This is a genomic window from Peptoniphilus sp. KCTC 25270 (genome assembly GCF_021012875.1).
Taxonomy (GTDB): Bacteria; Bacillota; Clostridia; order Tissierellales; family Peptoniphilaceae; genus JAJMZJ01.
Window position 1 is genome coordinate 201,635 of record NZ_JAJMZJ010000003.1, and the last position, 21,155, is coordinate 222,789.

The 21,155-nt window shown below is 39.7% G+C and carries 17 protein-coding genes; 9 read left to right on the forward strand and 8 right to left on the reverse strand.

Going from position 1 to position 21,155, the window contains the following annotated elements:
- Positions 1-172: 172 nt before the first annotated feature.
- The 5 genes from LQU94_RS06470 to murJ all read right to left on the reverse strand — a co-directional run bounded on the left by LQU94_RS06470 (position 173) and on the right by murJ (position 12,022).
- Complete coding sequence (locus LQU94_RS06470; protein ID WP_230696881.1) at positions 173-2,329, reverse strand: S-layer homology domain-containing protein; 2,157 nt, start codon at positions 2,327-2,329, stop codon at positions 173-175.
- Positions 2,330-2,390: 61 nt separating this feature from the next.
- Positions 2,391-4,649, reverse strand: a complete 2,259-nt coding sequence (locus tag LQU94_RS06475) for an S-layer homology domain-containing protein (RefSeq protein WP_230696882.1) — start codon at positions 4,647-4,649, stop codon at positions 2,391-2,393.
- Positions 4,650-4,662: 13 nt separating this feature from the next.
- Positions 4,663-8,484 carry an S-layer homology domain-containing protein gene (locus tag LQU94_RS06480; protein WP_230696883.1) on the reverse strand — a complete coding sequence of 1,274 codons (3,822 nt, stop codon included), beginning with the start codon at positions 8,482-8,484 and terminating at the stop codon, positions 4,663-4,665.
- 1,467 nt (positions 8,485-9,951) lie between these two features.
- Positions 9,952-10,314 (reverse strand): helix-turn-helix domain-containing protein, encoded by a 363-nt coding sequence (locus tag LQU94_RS06485; RefSeq protein ID WP_230696884.1) that lies wholly within the window; start codon positions 10,312-10,314, stop codon positions 9,952-9,954.
- Positions 10,315-10,456: 142 nt separating this feature from the next.
- Positions 10,457-12,022, reverse strand: a complete 1,566-nt coding sequence (murJ, locus tag LQU94_RS06490; protein ID WP_230696885.1) for a murein biosynthesis integral membrane protein MurJ — start codon at positions 12,020-12,022, stop codon at positions 10,457-10,459.
- A gap of 88 nt (positions 12,023-12,110) precedes the next feature.
- Between murJ and xerC the strand changes: the two genes are divergently transcribed.
- The 4 genes from xerC (at position 12,111) to LQU94_RS06510 (ending at position 15,156) form a co-directional block, all read left to right on the forward strand.
- Entirely contained in the window at positions 12,111-13,022 is a 912-nt protein-coding gene (gene xerC, locus LQU94_RS06495) for a tyrosine recombinase XerC (RefSeq protein ID WP_230696886.1), read from the forward strand.
- Positions 13,023-13,195: 173 nt separating this feature from the next.
- Positions 13,196-14,101: a replication initiation factor domain-containing protein gene (locus tag LQU94_RS06500; RefSeq protein WP_230696887.1), complete on the forward strand. Its 906-nt coding sequence runs from the start codon at positions 13,196-13,198 to the stop codon at positions 14,099-14,101.
- The gene (locus LQU94_RS06505) at positions 14,098-14,442 is read left to right on the forward strand and encodes a single-stranded DNA-binding protein (RefSeq protein WP_230696888.1); all 345 of its coding nucleotides are present in this window, start codon (positions 14,098-14,100) and stop codon (positions 14,440-14,442) included. The genes LQU94_RS06500 and LQU94_RS06505 overlap by 4 nt, the downstream gene beginning before the upstream one ends.
- Positions 14,443-14,451: 9 nt before the next feature.
- Complete coding sequence (locus LQU94_RS06510; RefSeq protein ID WP_230696889.1) at positions 14,452-15,156, forward strand: N-acetylmuramoyl-L-alanine amidase family protein; 705 nt, start codon at positions 14,452-14,454, stop codon at positions 15,154-15,156.
- 255 nt (positions 15,157-15,411) lie between these two features.
- On the opposite strand, the gene LQU94_RS06515 is transcribed toward LQU94_RS06510, so the two are convergent.
- A complete protein-coding gene (locus LQU94_RS06515) occupies positions 15,412-15,687 on the reverse strand; it encodes a hypothetical protein (protein WP_230696890.1) in 276 nt (91 codons plus the stop codon).
- Positions 15,688-15,836: 149 nt separating this feature from the next.
- Between LQU94_RS06515 and LQU94_RS06520 the strand changes: the two genes are divergently transcribed.
- From LQU94_RS06520 to LQU94_RS06535, 4 genes are read left to right on the forward strand one after another with little or no spacing between them, the layout of a single operon-like run.
- Positions 15,837-16,061, forward strand: coding sequence for a DUF1659 domain-containing protein (locus LQU94_RS06520; RefSeq protein ID WP_230696891.1), 225 nt, complete (start codon positions 15,837-15,839; stop codon positions 16,059-16,061).
- Between the two features lie 11 nt (positions 16,062-16,072).
- Positions 16,073-16,297: a DUF2922 domain-containing protein gene (locus tag LQU94_RS06525; protein ID WP_230696892.1), complete on the forward strand. Its 225-nt coding sequence runs from the start codon at positions 16,073-16,075 to the stop codon at positions 16,295-16,297.
- Entirely contained in the window at positions 16,297-16,602 is a 306-nt protein-coding gene (locus tag LQU94_RS06530) for a hypothetical protein (RefSeq protein ID WP_230696893.1), read from the forward strand. The genes LQU94_RS06525 and LQU94_RS06530 overlap by 1 nt, the downstream gene beginning before the upstream one ends.
- Positions 16,603-16,611: 9 nt before the next feature.
- On the forward strand, positions 16,612-16,764 hold the full coding sequence (locus LQU94_RS06535) for a YvrJ family protein (protein WP_230696894.1): 153 nt from the start codon (positions 16,612-16,614) through the stop codon (positions 16,762-16,764).
- A gap of 182 nt (positions 16,765-16,946) precedes the next feature.
- On the opposite strand, the gene LQU94_RS06540 is transcribed toward LQU94_RS06535, so the two are convergent.
- Entirely contained in the window at positions 16,947-18,560 is a 1,614-nt protein-coding gene (locus LQU94_RS06540) for a DUF1343 domain-containing protein (RefSeq protein WP_230696895.1), read from the reverse strand.
- A gap of 110 nt (positions 18,561-18,670) precedes the next feature.
- On the reverse strand, positions 18,671-19,171 hold the full coding sequence (locus LQU94_RS06545; protein ID WP_230696896.1) for a MarR family winged helix-turn-helix transcriptional regulator: 501 nt from the start codon (positions 19,169-19,171) through the stop codon (positions 18,671-18,673).
- Positions 19,172-19,553: 382 nt separating this feature from the next.
- On the opposite strand from LQU94_RS06545, the gene LQU94_RS06550 reads away from it, so the two are divergent.
- Positions 19,554-21,155 carry a M20/M25/M40 family metallo-hydrolase gene (locus tag LQU94_RS06550; RefSeq protein WP_230696897.1) on the forward strand — a complete coding sequence of 534 codons (1,602 nt, stop codon included), beginning with the start codon at positions 19,554-19,556 and terminating at the stop codon, positions 21,153-21,155.

Sequence of the window (21,155 nt, forward strand, 5' to 3'; positions counted from 1 at the left end):
TTCGATAGGATTTCCCCACCACTTGCGTCATTTCTCCACTCGCTTCGCTCCCTCGAAATGACATAAAAGGGAGGACGCTCCGTCAAATGACATGCTTGGGAGGGTGCTCCCCGAAAAAAATATTCTAAAAGAAAAAAGGCCTGGAATCCTGCAATCCCAAGCCTTTTTTATTCTAATTTAAAATAAAATGCCAATTTTCCAAAGAACGATTCAATTCGTCTTTTTCGCCTCTCAGCATATATTCATGAGTGTTTGACGCTTCGACCATATCCCAGAAATACCATTCTTCCAAAGATAAATCCGTAAAAGATTTTATCTTCCCTTCCTTCAATGTTTCCAAAGATTTTTCGTCTACCACACGATTGTATTTTCGATTCAACATCGCAACCGTTTCTCCACGGGTAATCGACTGATCCGGACGAAAGGTTCCGTCTTCAGGGTATCCCAAAATTCTGGCATTTCCATACGCTTTATGAATGGAAGATTCTGCCCAATGTCCAACAATATCTGCAAAAGGAGCCAGACCATCATTCTCTGGATCCATCGCATCCAACATCTTTGCTAATTCTCCCCGAGTAATGGGTCGATTCGGTTGAAAACTACCATCTGGATAGCCTTTCATAATTCCCTTATCTACAACGGCATTTACATACACATCGTACCAATCGCCTAAAGTATCTGAAAAGTTAGGCACAGAAGAATTTTGAAGAGATAAACCCTCTAAACGCGCCACCATCGCAGCGGCTTCCCCACGAGTAATAAAATCCATCGGCCGAATGCTTCCATCTGGATAGCCTTCTATATAAGCTGAGTGTTTTTCTAATTTTACCACCGGCTTCACAGGTATCCACGGTTCTGGAATTTTCTCCCATTGCCCATACAAATGAACGCAGGCTCCATCTATCTCGGCAACAACATATTCACTTCCAATTGCCACGCTTTTGCCCGTTCCATCTGCCTCTGTATTCCAACCCAAAAAAGTGTACCCATCTCTTTTCATATTGATCTTTGGATCCTCTGGTCCTAAGATTGTATATTTCTCACTGGCTTCATTAACATCGTCATGAAACTCTCCTTTTCCGCTATTTGGCCAGTAATTAAAAATATGAACCTTTTCCTCTGGTTTTGTTGGATAGCCGTTTCTACTGTAGTCTCTTTTTTCTTCTCTGGTTAAATCTTTTAAAAATTCCTCTTGAACAAAAATATCGTAATTATTTATAATGTTATCTTTTTCTAAAAAATAATCCGTTTTGCTTAAAGTAGAATTTGTCTTTCCTATATATTCTCCATGAAGAATGAAACCTGTGTCCGCATAGTTACACTGAAACAACACCTTTGGCTCTATACTCAATTGATCCATTTCATAGGAATAAATCGCTCCACCCTCTACTTCACTTCTATTGTTGAAGAACTTCGTGTTCCCAGAAAGATTCAATTGGCTATAAGAATTAATCGCTCCTCCTTGTTCCGTTGTGCGATTTCCTATAAATTGGCAATTGTCAACATTAACAATCGCTTCTTCTGACCCAGCATAGACAGCGCCACCCAATGATTCTGTTGAATTCGATAAAAATTGGCTATCTACAATATCCAAAATTCCCCTTCCGCTACTTGTTATAAAAATAGCTCCTCCATATTCTTCCGCCAAATTGTTTTTAAACTCACAATTTTCTATCCGATTTCTATTTTCTACTTCATTTCCTACAGATAAAACAAGAGCTCCACCAGACACAGCATAATTATTGTGAAATTTGCAATTTCTTATTTCGCATTTCCCTGCTGTGACCATAGCTCCTCCAGCGCCAAGTCCTCTATTATTGATAAAATTTGAATTGACGATGGATGCATTTTGAACAGAGTAAATTAGAACACCAGTAGATAAATTATCAAAATTACAACCTATAATTTCTATATTCTTCCCTTCAAAAATAAGGCCTATCCCGCTATCCTCTTTGGAATCTCCTAAAAAATTTACATTACGAATCTTTCTATAATGAAAAGATTCCTCCGTTTCGCCCGTAGCGCTCAAAAAATATTGCAAAGAGACTTCTGGATTCTTTCTTATTGTGTGTCCATTCCCTTCAACAATAAAATTGGTTTTCAACTCCAGAGTCTCGTCCAAAACCACGTCTGCATTTAGAGTTAGAACATATTCTCCTGACTTCAATTCTTTTAAAAAAGAAATCATCTTACCTGTTTCCTCCTTGGAATAGCTACCTACCACTTTCCCTTCTTGATTTGTTACCACATAATCATTACTAGCGGCCCAAATCCTTGTTGGAAACAGAAACAAACTTAACAACAATATCAACATATAACATTTTTTCATTTTCATCCCTCTCTATAGATAGAAGAAACCTGCGCTTGGCACAGGTTTCTTCTATTCTCCATTATTCTGCGTATCCCGATACGGCAAAATTAAATTCTTCTCCATTCAATTGAATCCAGTCTTCATCAATTCCGTTTTCCAATCGGTTGTAATCATGACCGTTTGTTGCTTCTTGAATGTTGTAGTATGCCCAGTGGGCTGGAGTTAAGTCGGTGAAGTTTGTGATTTTGTCTATGTTTTCGATGACAAAGACTTCGTCGGCTTTACGGTTTAACATTCGGTTGGTTACGGTTACGACTTCGGCTCTGGTAATGGATTGGTTTGGTTTGAAGGTTCCGTCTGGATATCCGTTTACCCATCCTTTGGTTGCGGCGGAGTTGATGTAGGCTAGAGCCCAGTGATTGTTTTCTACATCTATAAAGTTTGCTCCACCGGTTTTTGCCAATTCGTCAAACCTTGAGGCCATAGTGGCGAATTCAGCTCTTGTGATTGGTGCGTTTGGTTGGAAGGTTCCATCTTGGTAGCCTTCTACAATGTTCATTTCGCTCATATATCCTACGGCTTCGTAATGCCATTGATCCATGGCTACGTCTGGGTAGTTGATGTTGTAAGTTCTTTGTTCTTTTGGATAGTCTTTCATCAAGCGGGCAAACATGGCTGTGGCTTCGGCACGGGTCATATTTCCTTCTTGACGGAAGGTCCAATCGGGATAACCGAACATATAGGCTTTGTGGTCTTCTTTGTTTAACAATCCTGAGTCTGGAATTGGTTTTACAGGCATCCATGGTTCCGGTTTGCTCTCTTCTTCTGCCCAAATCGCATACAAAGTCATATCTTCTTCAACTTTATCATTGTCTTTTTGATTTAGCATATCTGGAGTTATAACCGTTTCTCTTGTTACAAATTTTCCCTTTCCATCCGCTTGAGTATTCCAACCTTTGAAAATATAGTCTTTTCCATTGAAAGTTATTTTGGTTTCGACAATTTTGTAATTGTCGTCTTTAATGAAGGTATCTCCTGCTTGAGATAGCTCTATATTAGGTTGGGTTCCAGTATTGAAATCATCAGAATTCATAGCACCATTAAGGGCGAAAATAGAAAATCCTTCATTTTGCTTGTCTTCATTTTCTCCAAGGTTTAGAGAATTTCTATCAAAACGAGCTATTGGAGCTACGAAAGTGATACTAAAATCACTTGAATCAACTCTAGGTATTTCTGATTTCAGCGATGCAGGATTAGATATACCATCTATAAAACCATTAGAAATTAAAAAATCTAAATCTTTGTTTACATTTTCATAAGTTCCAAAATTTTTCCCAATATTGTTTTTAGCTAGATTTTTTGCTATATCTTTTTTTATAATAAAATCTTGTATCCTGTTGGATTCTAGTTTATATGGTGATGTTACTTGAGCGTAATCTCCAACTATTGAATACGTTGTATTAAAATCATTTCTTATTGTATTTCTAAGTTTTATGTGATTAGGATTAGTATCGTTATTGCTTGCTTCCATTCTCACTGTAGGGTCGTTTTTCGCTTGTACTTTAGCTCCATCTAATCTAGTATTATCTTCACTTATAAAAGCATGGGGTTTAAAAGCATAACTAGTAAAACTTAAATCTAAAGAATTCGCTACTGTTATATCCTCATCCATATTCAACTCAATGTCAATATGAGTATATTGTGCTCCATCATTTAAATTGGCCCAGTCCCCTGCATTAGATAAAACTCCCCCAGGATTTGCATAGGTCATTAAGGCAACGTATTTATGTGGAATTAAATATGTGCTAAATTTAATTTCATTGATTTCTTTTTCTTGGTCATAATAAGCCACTAAATATTTATCAGAAGAACCATCAAAACCTTCAGAAACTTTAATTAAGTTATTAGGTAAAGTTTCTTTATCTGATACCCCTGAATTTATATCTATTACTAAACCATTCTTTGCTGATAATGTTAGTAAATCAAGGCCTCCAACCCAATGAGCATATAAGGTCTTTTCTCCTCCATTTGGTATTATTTTTCCTATATTTTCATGGCTAAAATAAAGGGAAGTTCCATCTGGGTTGGCCTCATTACTCCAGCCTACAAAATATTGTTTAAAAAAACCAGACCCATTATCGTATTTCCCGAAATTTCCTATTGCTTCATTGGGATTTGTGAATTCTTTTGTAATAGTATTTGTTCCATTAGAAAATTTTTGAGTATTGTCAATAAATGTTATAGTGGCATTATAGTCTCCATCTGCTGCTTTTGCCTCGTACGGTAGTATGGTAAATACCATGACTACCGCGAGGAATAAACTTAAAAATCGTTTCATTTTTTCCTCCTATCTAAGGTCTTGGGAATTTATATCCGGATACAGCGAATCGGAATTCTTCCCCATTTAATTGAATCCAGTCTTCATCAATTCCGTTTTCCAATCGGTTGTAATCATGACCGTTTGTTGCTTCTTGAATGTTGTAGTATGCCCAGTGGGCTGGAGTTAAGTCGGTGAAGTTTGTGATTTTGTCTATGTTTTCGATGACAAAGACTTCGTCGGCTTTACGGTTTAACATTCGGTTGGTTACGGTTACGACTTCGGCTCTGGTAATGGATTGGTTTGGTTTGAAGGTTCCGTCTGGATATCCGTTTACCCATCCTTTGGTTGCGGCGGAGTTGATGTAGGCTAGAGCCCAGTGATTGTTTTCTACATCTATAAAGTTTGCTCCACCGGTTTTTGCCAATTCGTCAAACCTTGAGGCCATAGTGGCGAATTCGGCTCTTGTGATTGGTGCGTTTGGTTGGAAGGTTCCATCTTGGTAGCCTTCTACAATGTTCATTTCGCTCATATATCCTACGGCTTCGTAATGCCATTGATCCATGGCTACGTCTGGGTAGTTGATGTTGTAAGTTCTTTGTTCTTTTGGATAGTCTTTCATCAAGCGAGCAAACATGGCTGTGGCTTCGGCACGGGTCATATTTCCTTCTTGACGGAAGGTCCAATCGGGATAACCGAACATATAGGCTTTGTGGTCTTCTTTGTTTAACAATCCTGAGTCTGGAATTGGTTTTACAGGCATCCATGGTTTTGGCGTTTCTTTTGGAGTGAACACCCATGTTCCCGTAAATTTTACGTCTTTGTCTTTTACTGTGACATTTTCTGGATTCCATGATTGGAATGTCCATGTCCCATCATTTGTCTCATCCTGAATTGTCTGAGTTATTTTTTCAGGAGTGATTGTCGTTCCAACTGCTACATTTTCCTGTGTTCCTGGAAGATATTCATTCACTCCTTCTGGAAGAGTTTTTCCTGCTGTTCCACTTACAAATTGATACGTTACTTTATAGGTCTGTGTCTTTGTGTTGGTAACCGTAAATCCAGCGTTGTCATATAAGTTTTTGCCTTCTATTGATTGTGGTAAATATGAAACGGAAAAACCTTCTGGTACATTAGTTTCTGTTACACTATAAGATTTGTCAGAAATCTGTTGAGTTTGAGTTTCTTTATTGAATGACCATTCATAAGCGGGATGTTTATCAAACGTACCTGTCCAATTATTAGCTGTGTTTAAGTCTACATTTGACGCTTTTTCAGCTCCATTTAGTTGAATAGTTACAGATTGTTTTTCTGTTTCACTTGCTCCACTCCAAGTTTTAGATACTTTTATTTCTGGATTTATTGCCCATCCAGCGTAAGTGTTGACAATATATGGATCTAGTATTCCAGTTATTTCATTGGCGTTAGAATTATTAGCCATAAGTGTCGTATTGTTAGCGGCATTGGTTGTTGGTTTATCGTCTGTAAAACGCTTTTCTGAGAAATCAAATAGGTATTGCTTATAATCCTCTATATCTTTTCTTAAATTTTGGATCGCTTTTTTTACAGCATTAGCCCCATTTGTATTCGTAGACTCATCATCATAATACCACCCAACAAAAGTATATCCTTCTCGCGTTGGTTTTGTATCTAGTGCAAGCATCTGCTCTATGTCAGAGTATGGGGCTACATTAGTGTAAATTGTATAAATTTGTTCTTGAGAGTCTTGAGTTCCAATTTTACCCGAGTTTCCATGGTAAACCATTTTAGCTCTTTGGCCTAAAACTATTTGATTGGTTTGAGGGTTAAGAACATAGTCCCATGCTCCTACGCCAGTGTGGTTGGTTTCTTCTGAACTAGCTTGGTTATAAATATTATCTTCGTCATCTGCTTTATATTTAGTTACATAATGAATTAGCTTAGCGTCTTCTGCTGTTGCAGTATATCCGTCTGTTCCTTTTGCCACTACATAGCCAATATGTCTAACCATAGGCTCGTTTAGTTTTGGATGAACTGGATATTGTGGATTATTTTTTGTATTATCACTTTGTTCTTTAGCTTGTTCACTAACTGAAATATTTATTTGGTTCGTTAGTGGACCTGTTAATAAAACGGCGGATTGACCGTCTAAAACACGAATGTCTCTTCCGTCAAATTTTGCATTAGGGGTAATTATTACGTCTTGAACTGCGTAAATATTTTCCCCAGACATCTCAGCTGTATTATAAACGTGTTGATTGGCGTTAGACCTGTCGCCCTTTTGGTTGCCAGAAAATTGAGCATAGTCTACTTTCAAATATCCGTCGTTTAATATACCTGCTGCCATGTGGTAGGCCTTGTTGTTTATAATTTTAGCTGGTACATCTGCTGTTCCTGTTACTGTTAAAGTACCAGCGTTGTAAATGGCTCCACCTGTAGAAGAGTATTGAGAAGAAGAGATTTGTCCTCCTTCTATTACAACTGTATTACCAATTCCGTTAAAAATTCCTCCACCATAGGCTGTATTGTTCCATGCATAGGTAACGTTATCGATTATCTTTGTATTTTTAATCGTTAGGTTTGTTGAAGATTCTGGTTGCGTTTCCGTTTGTTTGCCCTTCCCAATTTGAGCATTTAGAGCAATCGCACCACCGGAAATCTCCGCGGTAAAGTCGTTTATTTTTGTATCTTCAATTAAAGCGTTTACACTGGAGTGATCATAGAAGACTATGGCTCCGCCGTATTTGGCAGTTTTGTTGACTCCAGTTTGGTTCCAACCTATTCCACTTCCTGTTAATCTTGAGTTTTTAAGGTTAAAAGTTCCCGTTCCTACAACTTGAATCAAACCTCCGGATTCTTGTACATAGGTTCCTTTTCCTGTGAGAAGCGTAACTGTATCCATAGTTAAATTAGAACCTTCCGATGTTATGGCTCCACCGGCAACTCCAATTTGTCCTTTATTATCCTCTAATTGAAAATAGGAATATTTGATTATTGCTTCCTCACAGCCTTCAAATTTGATGGCTCCCCCTGTATTAAATGGACCTGGTATGTTAAAGGTAGTCCCGTAGATGTAAACTTTAGAGCCTGTTGCTTCTATGCTACCTCCTTGCAATCCCCCAGTATTGGATGAGTCTGCAACATGATTGCCTATAAATTGGGTCTCGTGAGTTCTAGTGATTTCATCATTTATTTTCAAAGTAGAGTTTTCTAATTTTATCGCTCCACCTTCTCCATGGGCTCCATATTCTGTATTTACCTTCCCTGTGGAGTTATCGTAAAATCCTCCCCCTTTAATATTTACTACTGAATTTGCTGTAGCAAATATGGCTCCGCCATGGGGCGGCAAAGGAGGGTCTCCTGGATTTTCCGCCACTGGCGTTGAAGATTTCGTTGTATTGTCGGAAAAGGTCGTATTTTCTATATTCAAAGTTGCTCCGGTAGCATAGATAGCACCTCCAGAGTATTGTTGCTTGTTCACACCAGATACTATATTCTTTTCAAAGGTATCGGTTGAGCCATTTTTTAGAGCGGAGTTTTTAATGGTAACCTTTGCACCTTCACTAGCAAAAATGAATCTACCTTCGTTTTGCCCATCTAAAGTAAAGTTTTCTAGGGTCAGGTCTCCTGTTCTTCCAACAGAAAACATGTTTTCAACATTTTCTGCTAGTTTTATGGTTTTCCCTTGACCATCTACCGTGTCCGTATCTGTAATCGAAATTGTTTTCGTTACAGTAATCTTTGTTTCTCCACTGCCAATTGCATTTTTTAGTTCTGCTAAGTCCGAAACATTCGTTGCCGCAAAGGCTACATTACTATCAAGACATAGACTGCAGAAAAATACAAATAACAAGCTGAACAACACTTTCTTATTCATAGGTCTCCTCCTTGGATTCATATGTAATACCCCTAATACTATACTATGATTATATATTTAATGTGATCCTCTGTCAATCCGATTATATAGCCATTAAACACGTTTTTTTCTTTTTTCTTTATAAACTCCTATTTAATTGTTCTGTTTTTATGTTTTTGTTTGTTTTATTTGGATTTTTACATTTTTACGGATGTTTTGGTTTTATTGAATTGATTATTTTAGAGGGATGTTTTTTACTTTTTATAAAATTTGCTATATTTCCATAGACAATTCCCTTATCCACTTACGTCATTTCGACCGGAAAAATTCCGTTAGGGATTTTGTAGCGGAGAAATCTCACATCCCTTTTACGTTTGTCGTTACAAGGGCCTTCCCCAGGTAAACGCTCACCCCGGTGAGATTTCTCGAATCGCTTCGCTCCCTCGAAATGACAAAAAGGGAGGACACTTCCCCCTAACCTTTTGTAACTCTCTCTTCCTCACCCCAACAGAAACATCAATTCGCCACGAATCCATAGAATGCTTTTCGGAGAAAAGCGTACATTCCGCGCGTTTTGAGGGTGTAAGGGGAGGGGTCCCGGGGAGGGCATGAGGGAGAATCGCAACTCCCTTCGCCCTCCCCGGGTAAAAAAAATAAGGAAATGAGAAAGTATATGAAGTTTTCGGTTACTTTGGAATCAACAAAACCCATTTCCCTTATCCACTTACGTCATTTCGTTCGAGGAATTTTGATAGGATTTTCCACCCCAATTACGTCATTTCGACCGGAAAAATTCCATTAGGGATTTTGGAGTGGAGAAATCTCACACCCTTTTTACGTTTGTCGTTACAAGGGCCTTGTTCTAGGTGTACGCTCACCCTGGTGAGATTTCTCCATGCGAAAACCTTCGGTTTTCTTAGTCGAAATGACGTGGTTGGGAGGGTGCTCCGTGGAAATAAAGGGATATTTTTGATTCTTCCTTCTTCGCGAGTTTCGCCCACTTTCTCATTCTTTTGTGTTTCGTTTTCTAGGGGCAGGGACAAGGGCGTTGCGATTCGCCCTATGTCCCTCCCCTAGGACCCCCACCCTTGTTACCCTAACGCTTTTCTATCAGTGGCTTTTTCTGACAAAAAAGCATTGTATGGATTCGCGGTAGGGAATTTTCTTCGCTATTTATGTCATTCCACCCCACTTACGTCATTTCGACCGAGGAATTTTTGTAAAAAATTGCGAGTGGAGAAATCTGACAGGGGTCTTACGTTCTCACGCCCAAGGGCTTCCCCCTAGGTGGACGCCCACCCCGGTGAGATTTCTCCATGCGAAAACCTGCGGTTTTCTTAGTCGAAATGACATAAAAGGGAGGACTCCCTCGAAATGACGTAGTAGGGAGGACCGCCTCGAAATGACGTGTAAGAAAAATACTCTTTCCAAAAGAAAAATTTTTCCAATAAAAAAAGAACCTTCTTTGGGGTTCTTTTTGTTTTCTATTTATTTTTCGCTAGCTCGGCTTATGTAATAGGCTTCTTGTATGGAATCTACGACTTCTCTTTTTTTCTTTTCGTCGACAGTTTGGCTTTGTATGTATTGAATTAAGTGATCTAGGGAATGTTGTATTTCTATGGGATCGTCCCAATCGAATAGACGCCATTCGTCGTCTTCGTTGAGTAGATCTGTTACACTTGTGTCTAGGGCTGTAGCTAATAATTTGTAGACGTCCCGATATCTGGGCATGACTCCTCGGGTTTCGTAATTGGCTACCGTCTTTAGACTGACTCCAATGGCATCGGCTAGCTCTTGTTGAGTCATTTTTTTGTTTTCTCTAAGACTTTTTACTTTCATGCCAAATTTCATGATTCCACTCCTTTTTCCTATAAAATAGGAAACAGACTTTCCATTTTTTGTCCGAAAAAGCAATTCAACTACCTATATTATAGAACTTATTCAAGTTTCTGTCAAAGTTTCTACAAAAAAGGCCTCCCGAGGGAGGCTTTTTTTATGCTTTTTTTAGTTTTCTTTGTAAAATAATCTTTATATCTTTGGCTTCTTTTAAGCCTAGTAGGTAGAGTAAAGCTCCGTATACGACTACGGATCCGGCTACGGCTATCATAAAGAATAGGAATTTCATTGTTAGTCCTGGGTTTGGTCCCATGACCATGCCGCCTAATCCAAAGAATACTAGGTAGGCGAAGATTCCCATAATAATGGATGCGATTCCGGTTTTGATAAAGAGTTTGATATAGGAACGCATTCCGATGTTGCCGAGTTTTTTTCGTAGTAGATAAAAACTTGCGATGCATACGGCGGTTGTGGCAATGGATACGCTTAGGGCGAGTCCGTTGATTCCCATATAGTTTACGAGAAGTAGGTTGAATCCTACGTTTACGATTACATTTACTACTCCTAAATAGAATGGGGTTTTGGTGTCTTCTAAACTATAGAATACACGGTTTTGTACGTTGTTTACGGATAAACTTACCAGTGTTAATGTGTAATAGCGTAAACATACGGCGGTTGCATCGGCGTCAGCTTGAGTAAATACCCCTCTCATAAAGGCGAGTTCTACAATGGGTTGTGCCAATACCATGAGTCCGACTAGGGCTGGAATGGTGATTAGCAATACGGAACGGATGCTTCCGTTCATGATTTTCTTGCCTTTTTTTAGGTTTCCTTCATCAAAGGCTTTTGCCATGGCGGGGAAAATTACTGAGGTTATAGCGGTGATAAAAATCCCGATAATCAATACGTTTAGTTTGTTGGCGTAGTCCAAGCGGCTCATGCTTCCTGTTGGAAGTCCTGAGGCGAGGGCCCGGTTAATGAGCGTATTGATGTTGTTGATACTTACAGTTATTATGGCTGGGATGGCTAGTAGGATGGTTTGTCGTGTGTATTTGTCTGCTAAGTCAAATACGGCTTTGAAGCGAAACCCTACTCTGGCCGATCCCCAGAATACGGCAATGGCTTCGGCGACTACGGCAAGAACGGACACGATGGTTAGTCCTCGAATTCCGTATTTGTCGGCGAAGAAAAACAAATAGCCTAAGTATACGGTGTTTAGCCAGATGGGCACGGATGCTGCGATTCCAAATCGTCCGTGGAAATGGAGATAACCGGTAAAGATTCCTTCATAAGCGGAGAATATAATTACGGGCATCCCCAGTTGGATTAGTTGAATACAGAGTCTGGCGGTTTGTTCGTCAAATCTTGGCCCTACGAGTTTTGCTAGTAGAGGGGCTCCGAAAATTCCTAGAGCGGTTAATAAAAAGGTCAAGAGAGAGACGATGTAGAATATATTGTTGGTAAACCGCATTTTTCCTTCTTCTCCTCGGTCGGATAATACGGATTGCAATCCGGGAATAAATACGGTGCTGATACCCATTACGATAAACATACTGACAGTGGATGTGGCGGATTGGGCTGCTACGAAGGCGTCTTTTTCAAAGCCGGCTCCGAAGACAGAGGCCACTAAGGATTCTCGTCCGAATCCCATCATCTTTCCGATAAAGGAAAATAGAATGATGATCCCTGTTGATTTTGCTATGGATGATGATTTTGATTTCATACTTCCTCCTTCATACCTAATCTATTATATCAGATAAAATGGAGGTAGAAAAAAAGATTTTTTGTGAAAAAAGAGAGAGGAGAAAGACATGGAAGCCTTGAAAATTACAAGCGTAAGCGAAAGAAATGCCGAAATCATTGCCGATTACTTCCAAAACTGCCGACTAAGAGGGCTAAGCAAAAACACCTTGAAAAACTACAGAGTGACGCTTTTCCATCTTTTCGATTGGCTAGAGAGTGAAAACCTTGAAATAACCGAAGTAAGACCCCGAGACCTTAATAATTACTTCTTGGAAAGCTTTATCGGTATGCGCCCAAGTACCAAGCACGCGAAGATATCAAGCCTAAGGACTTTTTTCGAGTATCTCATGATGATCGGAGAAGTCGAGCAGTCTCCCGTACTTAAAATTATGCTCCCAAAGATAGAGAAAGCCAAGAAAAAAGCTTTCACAGACGAAGCCTATAAAAGCCTTGTCGCGTATCTTGAAGAGCATGGCGGAGAGCCTTGTGTTTTTATGGCGGAGCTTATGCGATATAGTGGCTTTAGGATAGGCGAGACCGTGACACTAGATATCACTAAAGACATACAAAAAAGGGTCGACATGGAGACAGGAGAAGTCGCCTACTTTGCTACTATACACGGAAAAGGGGCAAAGGATAGGATAGTGAAAGTATATAGCCGAAAGGCACAGGAAATCATAGAAAAGCACCTTGAAAAAATCCGCGAGTATCAGACCGACTTACCTTATATAATTTCAGTCTCCGCAAGTACTTTTTCGTTCCACCTTGTGGAGTGGAGAAGAAAGACCGACCAAAAAACGCACTTTACAAGCCATGACATGAGAAGAGCTTTTGCTCAAGACCTTATGGAAAGTACTGGAAATATAGAGCTTGTGCGCACGCTTTTAGGTCATGATTCCTATAATACAAGCTTAATTTACTTGTGGAAAGATAGCGAGCAAGTATATGGGAACTCTAAGGAGGTCGGACTATATGAGTAAAGCCGTTCTATATATGGGCTTCCCCCAAGCCCATGGCACCACGAAAAGAGAGGGGCCCAAGGCAAGAGAAGAAGCGCAAGCGACTCTTGCCCTGGGACTTTTCGTGGTAGCCTTTAGGGCGGGGGCGCCCGAACTGTCACACCCCCGTACTGTAATACGGGGGTAGTAATGACATGAAAAAAATACTGATAGATTGGATAGCTTTCACCCTAGTAAAAGAAAAAGAAGAAGCCCCCGTGATAAATCTTTTTCCTTTATCCCCGCAAGACTTTTCCCCCTTGCCAAAGGGCGGACTAGGCTACAAAAAAATTATCGCTTGTAGCGGTATAAAGATTTTCACTGACGGAGCGGAAAGCATGGGAGTACACACGCAAATAAGCGGACAGGGCTGTCGCTTCCTTGAAGCTTTAGGGGTCGACCTGTGGGCTTTCCTCTCCGAAAAGAAAAAAGAAAAAGACCTGAAATTCACGCGACTTGATATAGCGCTCGACGTGGATACAGACCTTATAACCCCATGCGTGGAAAGTATAAGAAAAGGGCTTTATATATCAAAAAGTAGAAGTATAAAACTATATGAAAAAATTGGAGAAGATAAGAAGATGCATGTCGAAACGATCTATATCGGGTCACGGTCGAGCAAGGTTTTTTTCAGAATCTACGACAAAGCCAAGCAGATGAAAGTCGGCGGGATATGGCAAAGAATAGAAGCAGAGGTAAAAAAAGACTACATCATCACACTTATAGAAAAGCTAGAAAGTAGCATATCAGACACTTTTTGCGGCCTTTTGCTTTCCTACTTCCGCCCCATCAGCAAGAAAGAAAGCAACATATCGCGAAGCCCGACGGCAGACTACTGGCTAAAACTGATAGGAGAGTGCAAGAAAGTCACTTTATATAGAGAGCCAAAGAAGAAAGGAGTAGAAGAAAAATTTTTATGGATTGATAGCCAAGTAGCGCCAACGGTAGCCCTGTTGTCCGAAGCTTTCGGGGGCTATGAGTGGATAGAAGCCGTAGCAAAGAGGGCAAAAAGTAGAGTGAAGCCCATTGACTGGAAGATTTTAGAGGAGGAAAAACTATGAACGTAGTAATTTTGAACGGAAACCTTTGTGCAGATTGGGAAGCAAGATATACAAAAGGCGGAAAGATGATAGCAGATACATCAATGGCCATAAGAGAGACCCAAGAAAAAACAACTTTTATAAGATTGAAAGCGTGGGAAAAAACCGCAAATCTAGCCTTGAACCACACAAGGAAAGGGGATAGAATTACAGTAGAGGGTAGACTTCAAGTTGAAAGCTACCAAAAAGACGGAAAAACAAACTACTATACCTATGTAGTAGTAGATAGGATTTATTTCGGGTTTAAGCCAAGAGCAGACGAAGCTACACAAGAAGCAAGGGAAATTTTTGAAGAAAGGTAGGAAAAAGCAATGAAAAAAGACTATTTCAAGGATTTGGTCAGCATTTATGCGCCTATGTCACACCATACAAGCCCAAGAAAAGAAAAAATTAAGTATATTGTGATACATGACACGGGAAATTCCAGCCGAGGGGCTGGAGCTGATTCCCATGTCAGATATTTTCACACTACCGACAGAAAAGCGAGTTGTGACTTTATTGTAGATAGTAAGCATATAGCACAGATTACAAACTTCACAGAGCGAGCGTCATGGCACTGCGGAGACGGCGCAAAAGGTAACAGAACGATTACAAATCAAAACTCATTGGGAATTGAAATGTGCATCAATTCCGACGATAACTACAAAAAGATGTATAAAAACACACTGGATATAGTAGAAGCTTTGATGACTTTCCTTGATATACCACTAGATAGAGTAGTAAGACATTTTGATGCAAGCGGAAAAATTTGCCCAAACCACATGAGTAAAAACGGCTGGGCTTTATGGCAGACTTTCAAAAGAGATTTAGCCTATCAAGTAAGCGGAGCAAAAGAAGCCCCCGAGGGTATCACAAGCCCTGCAGAAGCAAAGCTGATTTTTAAGCAAGAAGAAAAAGAAATCACTATAAAAAAAGTAGATGTTGACGGAAAAATTTTTGTACCACTCTATGACCTTTTAGAGCTTATCGGATACAGTGCAAGCAAAAAAGACCAATCTTTTTACATCTCAAGGTAAAGCGCGCCGACCTATAACCCTTTAGTAATAAAGCGCTTTAGTCGGCCGTCCGGCGCTCGCCACCCCTCGCTCCCACACTGCGAGGGGTTTTTTTTGTCTTGCTCCGCCATGGCGAAGAAAAACCCGCGCCTAGAAAAAGGGCGCGCAAGCCCTCCACCCACCCATTAGCGCGCGCCCTTTTTCGTCGACGCTTGGAAGCTTTTTTCTTTCGCTTTCCTTTCCTCCCCTCGCGCGTGGGCGCTCTGTCTTCTTCCATTAAAGCGCCCGTTGACTTCTTGCAAAAATATAAAAAATATTTTTGCCAAAGTCAACGAGCTTCCCTTTTACGGCCTTTTCTTCTCTTTCGCTTTCCTTTTCGCGCTCCTCAAGGAGGCGCTCGAAAGCAGAAAAAGTCGGCTGATCATTTTCGCTACCGCGAAAAAGGCCGACTTTTACAGCTTCCTCGCCCCCCGTCGTCGCGCGAACGCTGACCCCGTCTAATTCGCCCGCTTTCGCCCTTTTATTATTTTGCTTTTTTCCACTTTTCGTCAAGGGCCACTTCGTTTTTCCCCTTGACTTCAAAGAGTGAAAAAAGCCTTTTTCACTTAAGGGCGCAAGCGGTTGAAAAAAGCGTTTTCATGTGATACTATAATCGTAGTTGTGCAACTAAATTTCACTTTCAAAATTCAAGGAGGAAAAAAATGGCAGTACAAAGAACGAAAACCATCAGCCGTATGACAATCTACTTTGATAACGGCTTGACAGATAGCGGAAAAATGCGTCTGAAAAGAAAGTCTTTCAGAGATATCAACCCAGAAGCAACAGACGAACAAATTTATGATTGCGCCGTACAGCTTGCGAGCTTGTACAAGAAAAATCCTGTAGAGTATGGAAAGGAAGAAGACCATACACTAAAGCAAGGATAAGGAGGTAAAGCATGGAAAAGAAAAAATTAGTCTTAACTTTTATGGATGCAGAACAAAATGAATATAACATTATCGTAGATGACCCAAAAGATGACCTTTCAGCAGCAGAAGTGCGCCCAGTAATGGAAAGCATAGTATCGACAGAAGTCTTTAGAACGGAAGCGCCATTAGTTGGAGTTATATCCGCTTACTTTGTTATCACTTCTTCAAGCACGCTTTTTGATACGGCAGTATAATGAAATTTAAGAAATTTTTGCGTCCTTATCGCGGAAAGTGTGATGTGTGCAAGCGCACGACGGCGGTCGCAAGCGTGGCAGAGATTGAAAAAGACGGCTTACTTATAGGGCAAATTTCCTTATGCCCTACATGTGAAGAAGCCTTGAAAAAGTCTTTAGAAAATGGAGCGCCCGCGGAAAAAATCCGCGGTCGCGATCCATTTCCGCATGAGCCTTTTTCTAAAGGTAGCGTAATAATCGAAGACGACGAAGAAGAAGAAAATTTTATTTTACCGCCGGGCGCGAAAAAAATCGGGCTTTTTTAGGAGGTAAAAATGGAAAATTTAGATATCATCAGCATGATAAACGCAGAAAATTTTGCGATAGTGCTTTGCGTATATTTAATTATTCGCTTTGAAGCAACATTGAAAAGCTTGGATAAGTCTATCGCAGAGCTTGTCATGCAATGCAAAAACTGCAAGGGGTGACCCTTGCAGTTTTATTTTTTACAAAAAAATTTGAAAAAAATTGGAAAAAATCCAAACTTTTCGATATATATACATATGTAGTTGACTTAATCTATTATACATGAAGTTGGAAAAAAGATAGTCATTTTTCTTGTGGTTTTGCTATTTTTTCACAAAAAAATCCCTCCAATGAGGGATTTTTCTTAACGATACAATAAATAAGGTTCTCTTTGGGCCTTAAATTGTTCTACATCCTTTTGATAGGCGGCTACAATGGATTCTGGAGAAGCTTGGTTTCTAAACATTTGTGCTATGGTTTCGCTTCCTTGAATCAAGTAGAACATATGATACGGCTTTTTCAATTCTGGTACGGTGATGGGACGCATTTGGTTGGCGATGGCCAAAGTATAAACGCCAGTACGAGCTGGGTTGAATGTGTGGAAATCTGTTACTTTTACACTTACACCGCCTCGCGTTCCTCGTGGTGAGGCGTGGAATCGTACCCCTGGTAAGTTGGCTGCGTTCAAGCGGCGAGCGTATTCGTTAGAGTCCAAATTTTTTCCGCCAACCCAGTGGAATTTATCGGATTGTCCAATTCCTGTTCCTTCCCCAGAACCCGTTGCCATATATAAAAAGGCGCTACTTAAATCGGGAATATTTGGGCTCGTTTGTCCAAATACTAAGCCTGTATCAGGCCATACCATGTCTCGAGTCCAGTTTTTCAATGGGATTACGGTTAAATCGGCTTTGATTTCTCGGTTGAAAAATTGTCCCAATTCTCCAGCCGTCATCCCATGGGCCATTGGCATTTTATCGATTCCTACAAAACTTTTGAATCGGGTTTCCCTTAGGAATCCTTCTACAATATTGCCCCCCAATGGATTGGGGCGGTCCAATACCACAATAGGAATGCCATTTTCTTTGGCAGCAATCATGGCGTAGTTCAAAGTAGAAATGTAGGTGTAAGTGCGAGATCCAATATCTTGCATATCGTATAGTAATACATCTACTCCCTTTAGCATTTCTGGGGTTGGTTTTCTTGTTTGGCCGTAAATACTATAAACGGGCAATCCTAAATTGTTATCAAAATAAGAAGATACATATTCCCCGGCTGGTTGTTTCCCGTCCAATCCATGTTCAGGACTATATAGAGCGATCAATTCCGCTTTTGGATAATTTTTTAGTTTTTGGGCAATTGGCGTTCCTTCTGCATCAACGCCTGTTTGGTTTGTAATTAAACCTACTTTTTTTCCGTCAATTAAATGGGAATATTCGCTAAATAAACGTTCATTTCCTAAGATTACTCGTCCCCGTGGCTCTGGTTGCTCTGCATTTGTCATTACCAAAGCTCGGTTGTTTGGCCCATCGTAATCTACGCCAAATCCAAGAATCTCCCCTACATCTCGTAAGCGGAAGTAGTTGAACCCGTCAATATTATAGGCTTTTAGGTTTCGTATTTGCACTTGTCCATTGTCTATAATTTGAATGGTTAAGTTTTTTTCTATGGCGGTTACCCTTTGGCTTGTGGCGCCTACGTCACTGGAAAAATGTACATAAGGGGTGTTTTTGTAGATAGTTATATCATCAATGGCTCCCTCTGCATTAAAATCTACTTTTCCTTCCAATAGGGCGGCTAAGTCTCTTAAGCGATAGTAGTTGTAATCGTTAATGTTGTAGCCTCGTAATTCTGTTGGTTGATTGTCCAAATACAGTTGTTGTGGACTGCGCAATCCTTGTTCGCTCTTCGCATAGATATCCGTTGGCAATAACACAAACAGAGCCATGGCAAAGGCAAAAATGACTGTCCATTTTTTCATCTCTTCATCTCCTTTTTTTCATTTCTTTTATTATATAGGAATTATTCTCATCTCTCTCTTCTTTCACGAAAACGTTAAAAAATTGTAATAAACAGTAATAAAAAAAACCGCTATTTGCGGTTTTTTGTTTTTTCTCTTCGTTGCATTTTTAAGGCTTTCCGCTGTTCTTTTACTATTTCTGAATTGCTAAAACAGTCGTTTACAAAACGCATGGTTTCGAAAAATTGCCTTTGTTCTTCTAAAGTCATAACCTTGTTTAGTTTTTCGTAGGAATCGGATACGCATCGATTAAATTCTTCCCTATATTTTCGCCCTTGATCGGTCAAATACAGGAATACCACCCGATTGTCTTCTGCTGATTTTTCTCGATAAATATAGCCCTTTTCTTCCAATACGGTGCAGATCTTAGAGATATTTCCATGATCTTTTTGAAAACTACGAGCCAATGCACTAATTGATTTGTCTTCGTAGGCTTCTACTTTTGCCAAAACATTAAATTGTAATTGTGTTAAATTGTACTGCTTTCCCAAGCTTTCTTGAATTACGTCCTTTGTTTCATTGGCTTCTTTTAATAGGCTCCAATAATTCCAAATAAAGTCACGAGATTCCATAATATCCCCCTTTTTTTCAACCTGTCTAATATCCTCGTGGTCAACGATTTCCTACGTTTGTTTTATGCTTTAGAATTATTCCCAACATACGCTTTTCCCCAATATCACGGCAAAATATATGTTAAAAATATTCTAACACACAAAACCGATATAATCTATATGCAATAACAAATTTTCAAGGGATTTTCTTCTGTATTTTTTCAAAGAAACGGTGTTATTTTTTTGTACAAATTTTATATTTTTCATTTGTGATGAAACTGTGAAATATAAGTGACTGAATAATGTTGCTTTATTCTTCTAAAAGGGTATAATGTGTATAATGTATACATTTTGCCGTAAAGAGGCTTATTGGCATCGATATCGTTAAGAAAGGAAGTGAAATATGGTTAGACAGAATTTGTTGGACATCGTTTCCATTTCTAGTATTACGAATACCAACATCGAAAAACAGGCAGAAGACTGGATTTTTAACTTTTTATCTGAAATTCCTTATTTCAAAGAACACACCGATCAAAGGGGACGTTTTTCTTTAGAGGGCGATCCTCTGGGCCGTGAAATTGTCTGGGGACTTTATTTAAGCCCCGAGTCAAAGGGCCGTACGGCTTTGTTGATCAATCATCACGATGTGGTTTCTGTTGAGGAATATGGCAAGGATGCAGAGTTCGCCTTTAGAGGGGAAGAGTTGACGGAATTACTGAAAGAGAGGGATTTGGATTCTTTGGTTCAAGAGGATTTGGATTCTGGAAATTGGCTTTTCGGTAGAGGGGTTGCTGATATGAAAGGCGGCCTTGTGATTCAATTGGACGTTCTAAATGCTGCTATTTTGCGAAATTTGCCTTTGAATCTTTTGTATTTATCGGTTCCTGATGAGGAAAATTTATCGGCTGGTATGCGCTATAGTCAATATCTTATGGATACTTTAGAAAAGAAGTTTGATTTAGAGTATGTTTTGGGAGTGGATGGGGAACCTTACACTTCTAATGATAATGGCGATGTTATTTATTATGATAGTTCCGCTGGTAAGGTTATGCTCAATGTTTATATTCAAGGGGTAAAATCCCATATTGGGGAAGTTCTTACGGGCTTTAATCCTTTGATGATTCTTGGGAAACTTATGGAACAGACGGAACGAAATTTGGATCTTTGTGATCGTACGGAGCATGTTGTGGCACCTCCTCCTACTTGGAGTATGGCTCGGGATTTTAAGGAGCGATATGACGCTTCGATTCCTTTGGCTGCTGGGGGGCTTTTTGCTCAAGTTACGGTTTCAAAATCTGCTGGAGAGATTATGGAACATTTCCATTCTCTTTGTCTCGATTTGGCTCGTTCTGAAATCGAGGCCTACAAGAAGGACTATCTTTCTTTTTATGGGAAAGAGCGTTCCATTGCTATGAATGTTTTTTATTATGAAGAACTTTTGCAAATGGCATTGGAAAAGGAAGAGGATTCTTGGACTCGTCATTTGGATTCCATAAAGAAAAAACACGAAGAAGAGCTAAATCAGGGAGATTTATCCACTCCTGAGTTTAATTTCTTCGTTATTGAGGCTCTATTGGAATTCTTGGATTATACGGATCCATGTATTGTTTTGGCACAATCTCCTCCTTATTATCCTTTTGCTCCTGATATTCTACCGGTTTCTTGGAAAGAATGGATCGAAGAAACGGGAGAAGAAATCTATGGGCGAAAGGTTTCTAATGGACATTATTTTATGGGAATTAGTGATTTAAGCTATGTTTCTACAAAAGAAACCTTAGAGGAAAGTCAAAAAGTGAGTGAGAACATTCCTCTTTGGGGAGAATCCTATTCGATTCCTTTTGAGCTTCTTTGTAAGCGCTCCATTCCTGTTGTAAATATTGGTCCTTGGGGAAAAGACATTCATAAAAAATCAGAACGGGTTTACCTACCTCATATTGAGGGAGAGGTAAAAGCACATTATTTGGCATTTTTTACTAAAATTGCCCATTCATTCGGAGGTAAATAA

Bases quoted from the DNA above. Each gene is read 5' to 3' on its own strand.
- LQU94_RS06470 (WP_230696881.1), bottom strand. From the start codon at position 2,329: ATGAAAAAATGTTATATGTTGATATTGTTGTTAAGTTTGTTTCTGTTT.
- LQU94_RS06475 (WP_230696882.1), bottom strand. From the start codon at position 4,649: ATGAAACGATTTTTAAGTTTATTCCTCGCGGTAGTCATGGTATTTACC.
- LQU94_RS06480 (WP_230696883.1), bottom strand. From the start codon at position 8,484: ATGAATAAGAAAGTGTTGTTCAGCTTGTTATTTGTATTTTTCTGCAGT.
- LQU94_RS06485 (WP_230696884.1), bottom strand. From the start codon at position 10,314: ATGAAATTTGGCATGAAAGTAAAAAGTCTTAGAGAAAACAAAAAAATG.
- murJ (WP_230696885.1), bottom strand. From the start codon at position 12,022: ATGAAATCAAAATCATCATCCATAGCAAAATCAACAGGGATCATCATT.
- xerC (WP_230696886.1), top strand. From the start codon at position 12,111: ATGGAAGCCTTGAAAATTACAAGCGTAAGCGAAAGAAATGCCGAAATC.
- LQU94_RS06500 (WP_230696887.1), top strand. From the start codon at position 13,196: ATGAAAAAAATACTGATAGATTGGATAGCTTTCACCCTAGTAAAAGAA.
- LQU94_RS06505 (WP_230696888.1), top strand. From the start codon at position 14,098: ATGAACGTAGTAATTTTGAACGGAAACCTTTGTGCAGATTGGGAAGCA.
- LQU94_RS06510 (WP_230696889.1), top strand. From the start codon at position 14,452: ATGAAAAAAGACTATTTCAAGGATTTGGTCAGCATTTATGCGCCTATG.
- LQU94_RS06520 (WP_230696891.1), top strand. From the start codon at position 15,837: ATGGCAGTACAAAGAACGAAAACCATCAGCCGTATGACAATCTACTTT.
- LQU94_RS06525 (WP_230696892.1), top strand. From the start codon at position 16,073: ATGGAAAAGAAAAAATTAGTCTTAACTTTTATGGATGCAGAACAAAAT.
- LQU94_RS06530 (WP_230696893.1), top strand. From the start codon at position 16,297: ATGAAATTTAAGAAATTTTTGCGTCCTTATCGCGGAAAGTGTGATGTG.
- LQU94_RS06535 (WP_230696894.1), top strand. From the start codon at position 16,612: ATGGAAAATTTAGATATCATCAGCATGATAAACGCAGAAAATTTTGCG.
- LQU94_RS06540 (WP_230696895.1), bottom strand. From the start codon at position 18,560: ATGAAAAAATGGACAGTCATTTTTGCCTTTGCCATGGCTCTGTTTGTG.
- LQU94_RS06545 (WP_230696896.1), bottom strand. From the start codon at position 19,171: ATGGAATCTCGTGACTTTATTTGGAATTATTGGAGCCTATTAAAAGAA.
- LQU94_RS06550 (WP_230696897.1), top strand. From the start codon at position 19,554: ATGGTTAGACAGAATTTGTTGGACATCGTTTCCATTTCTAGTATTACG.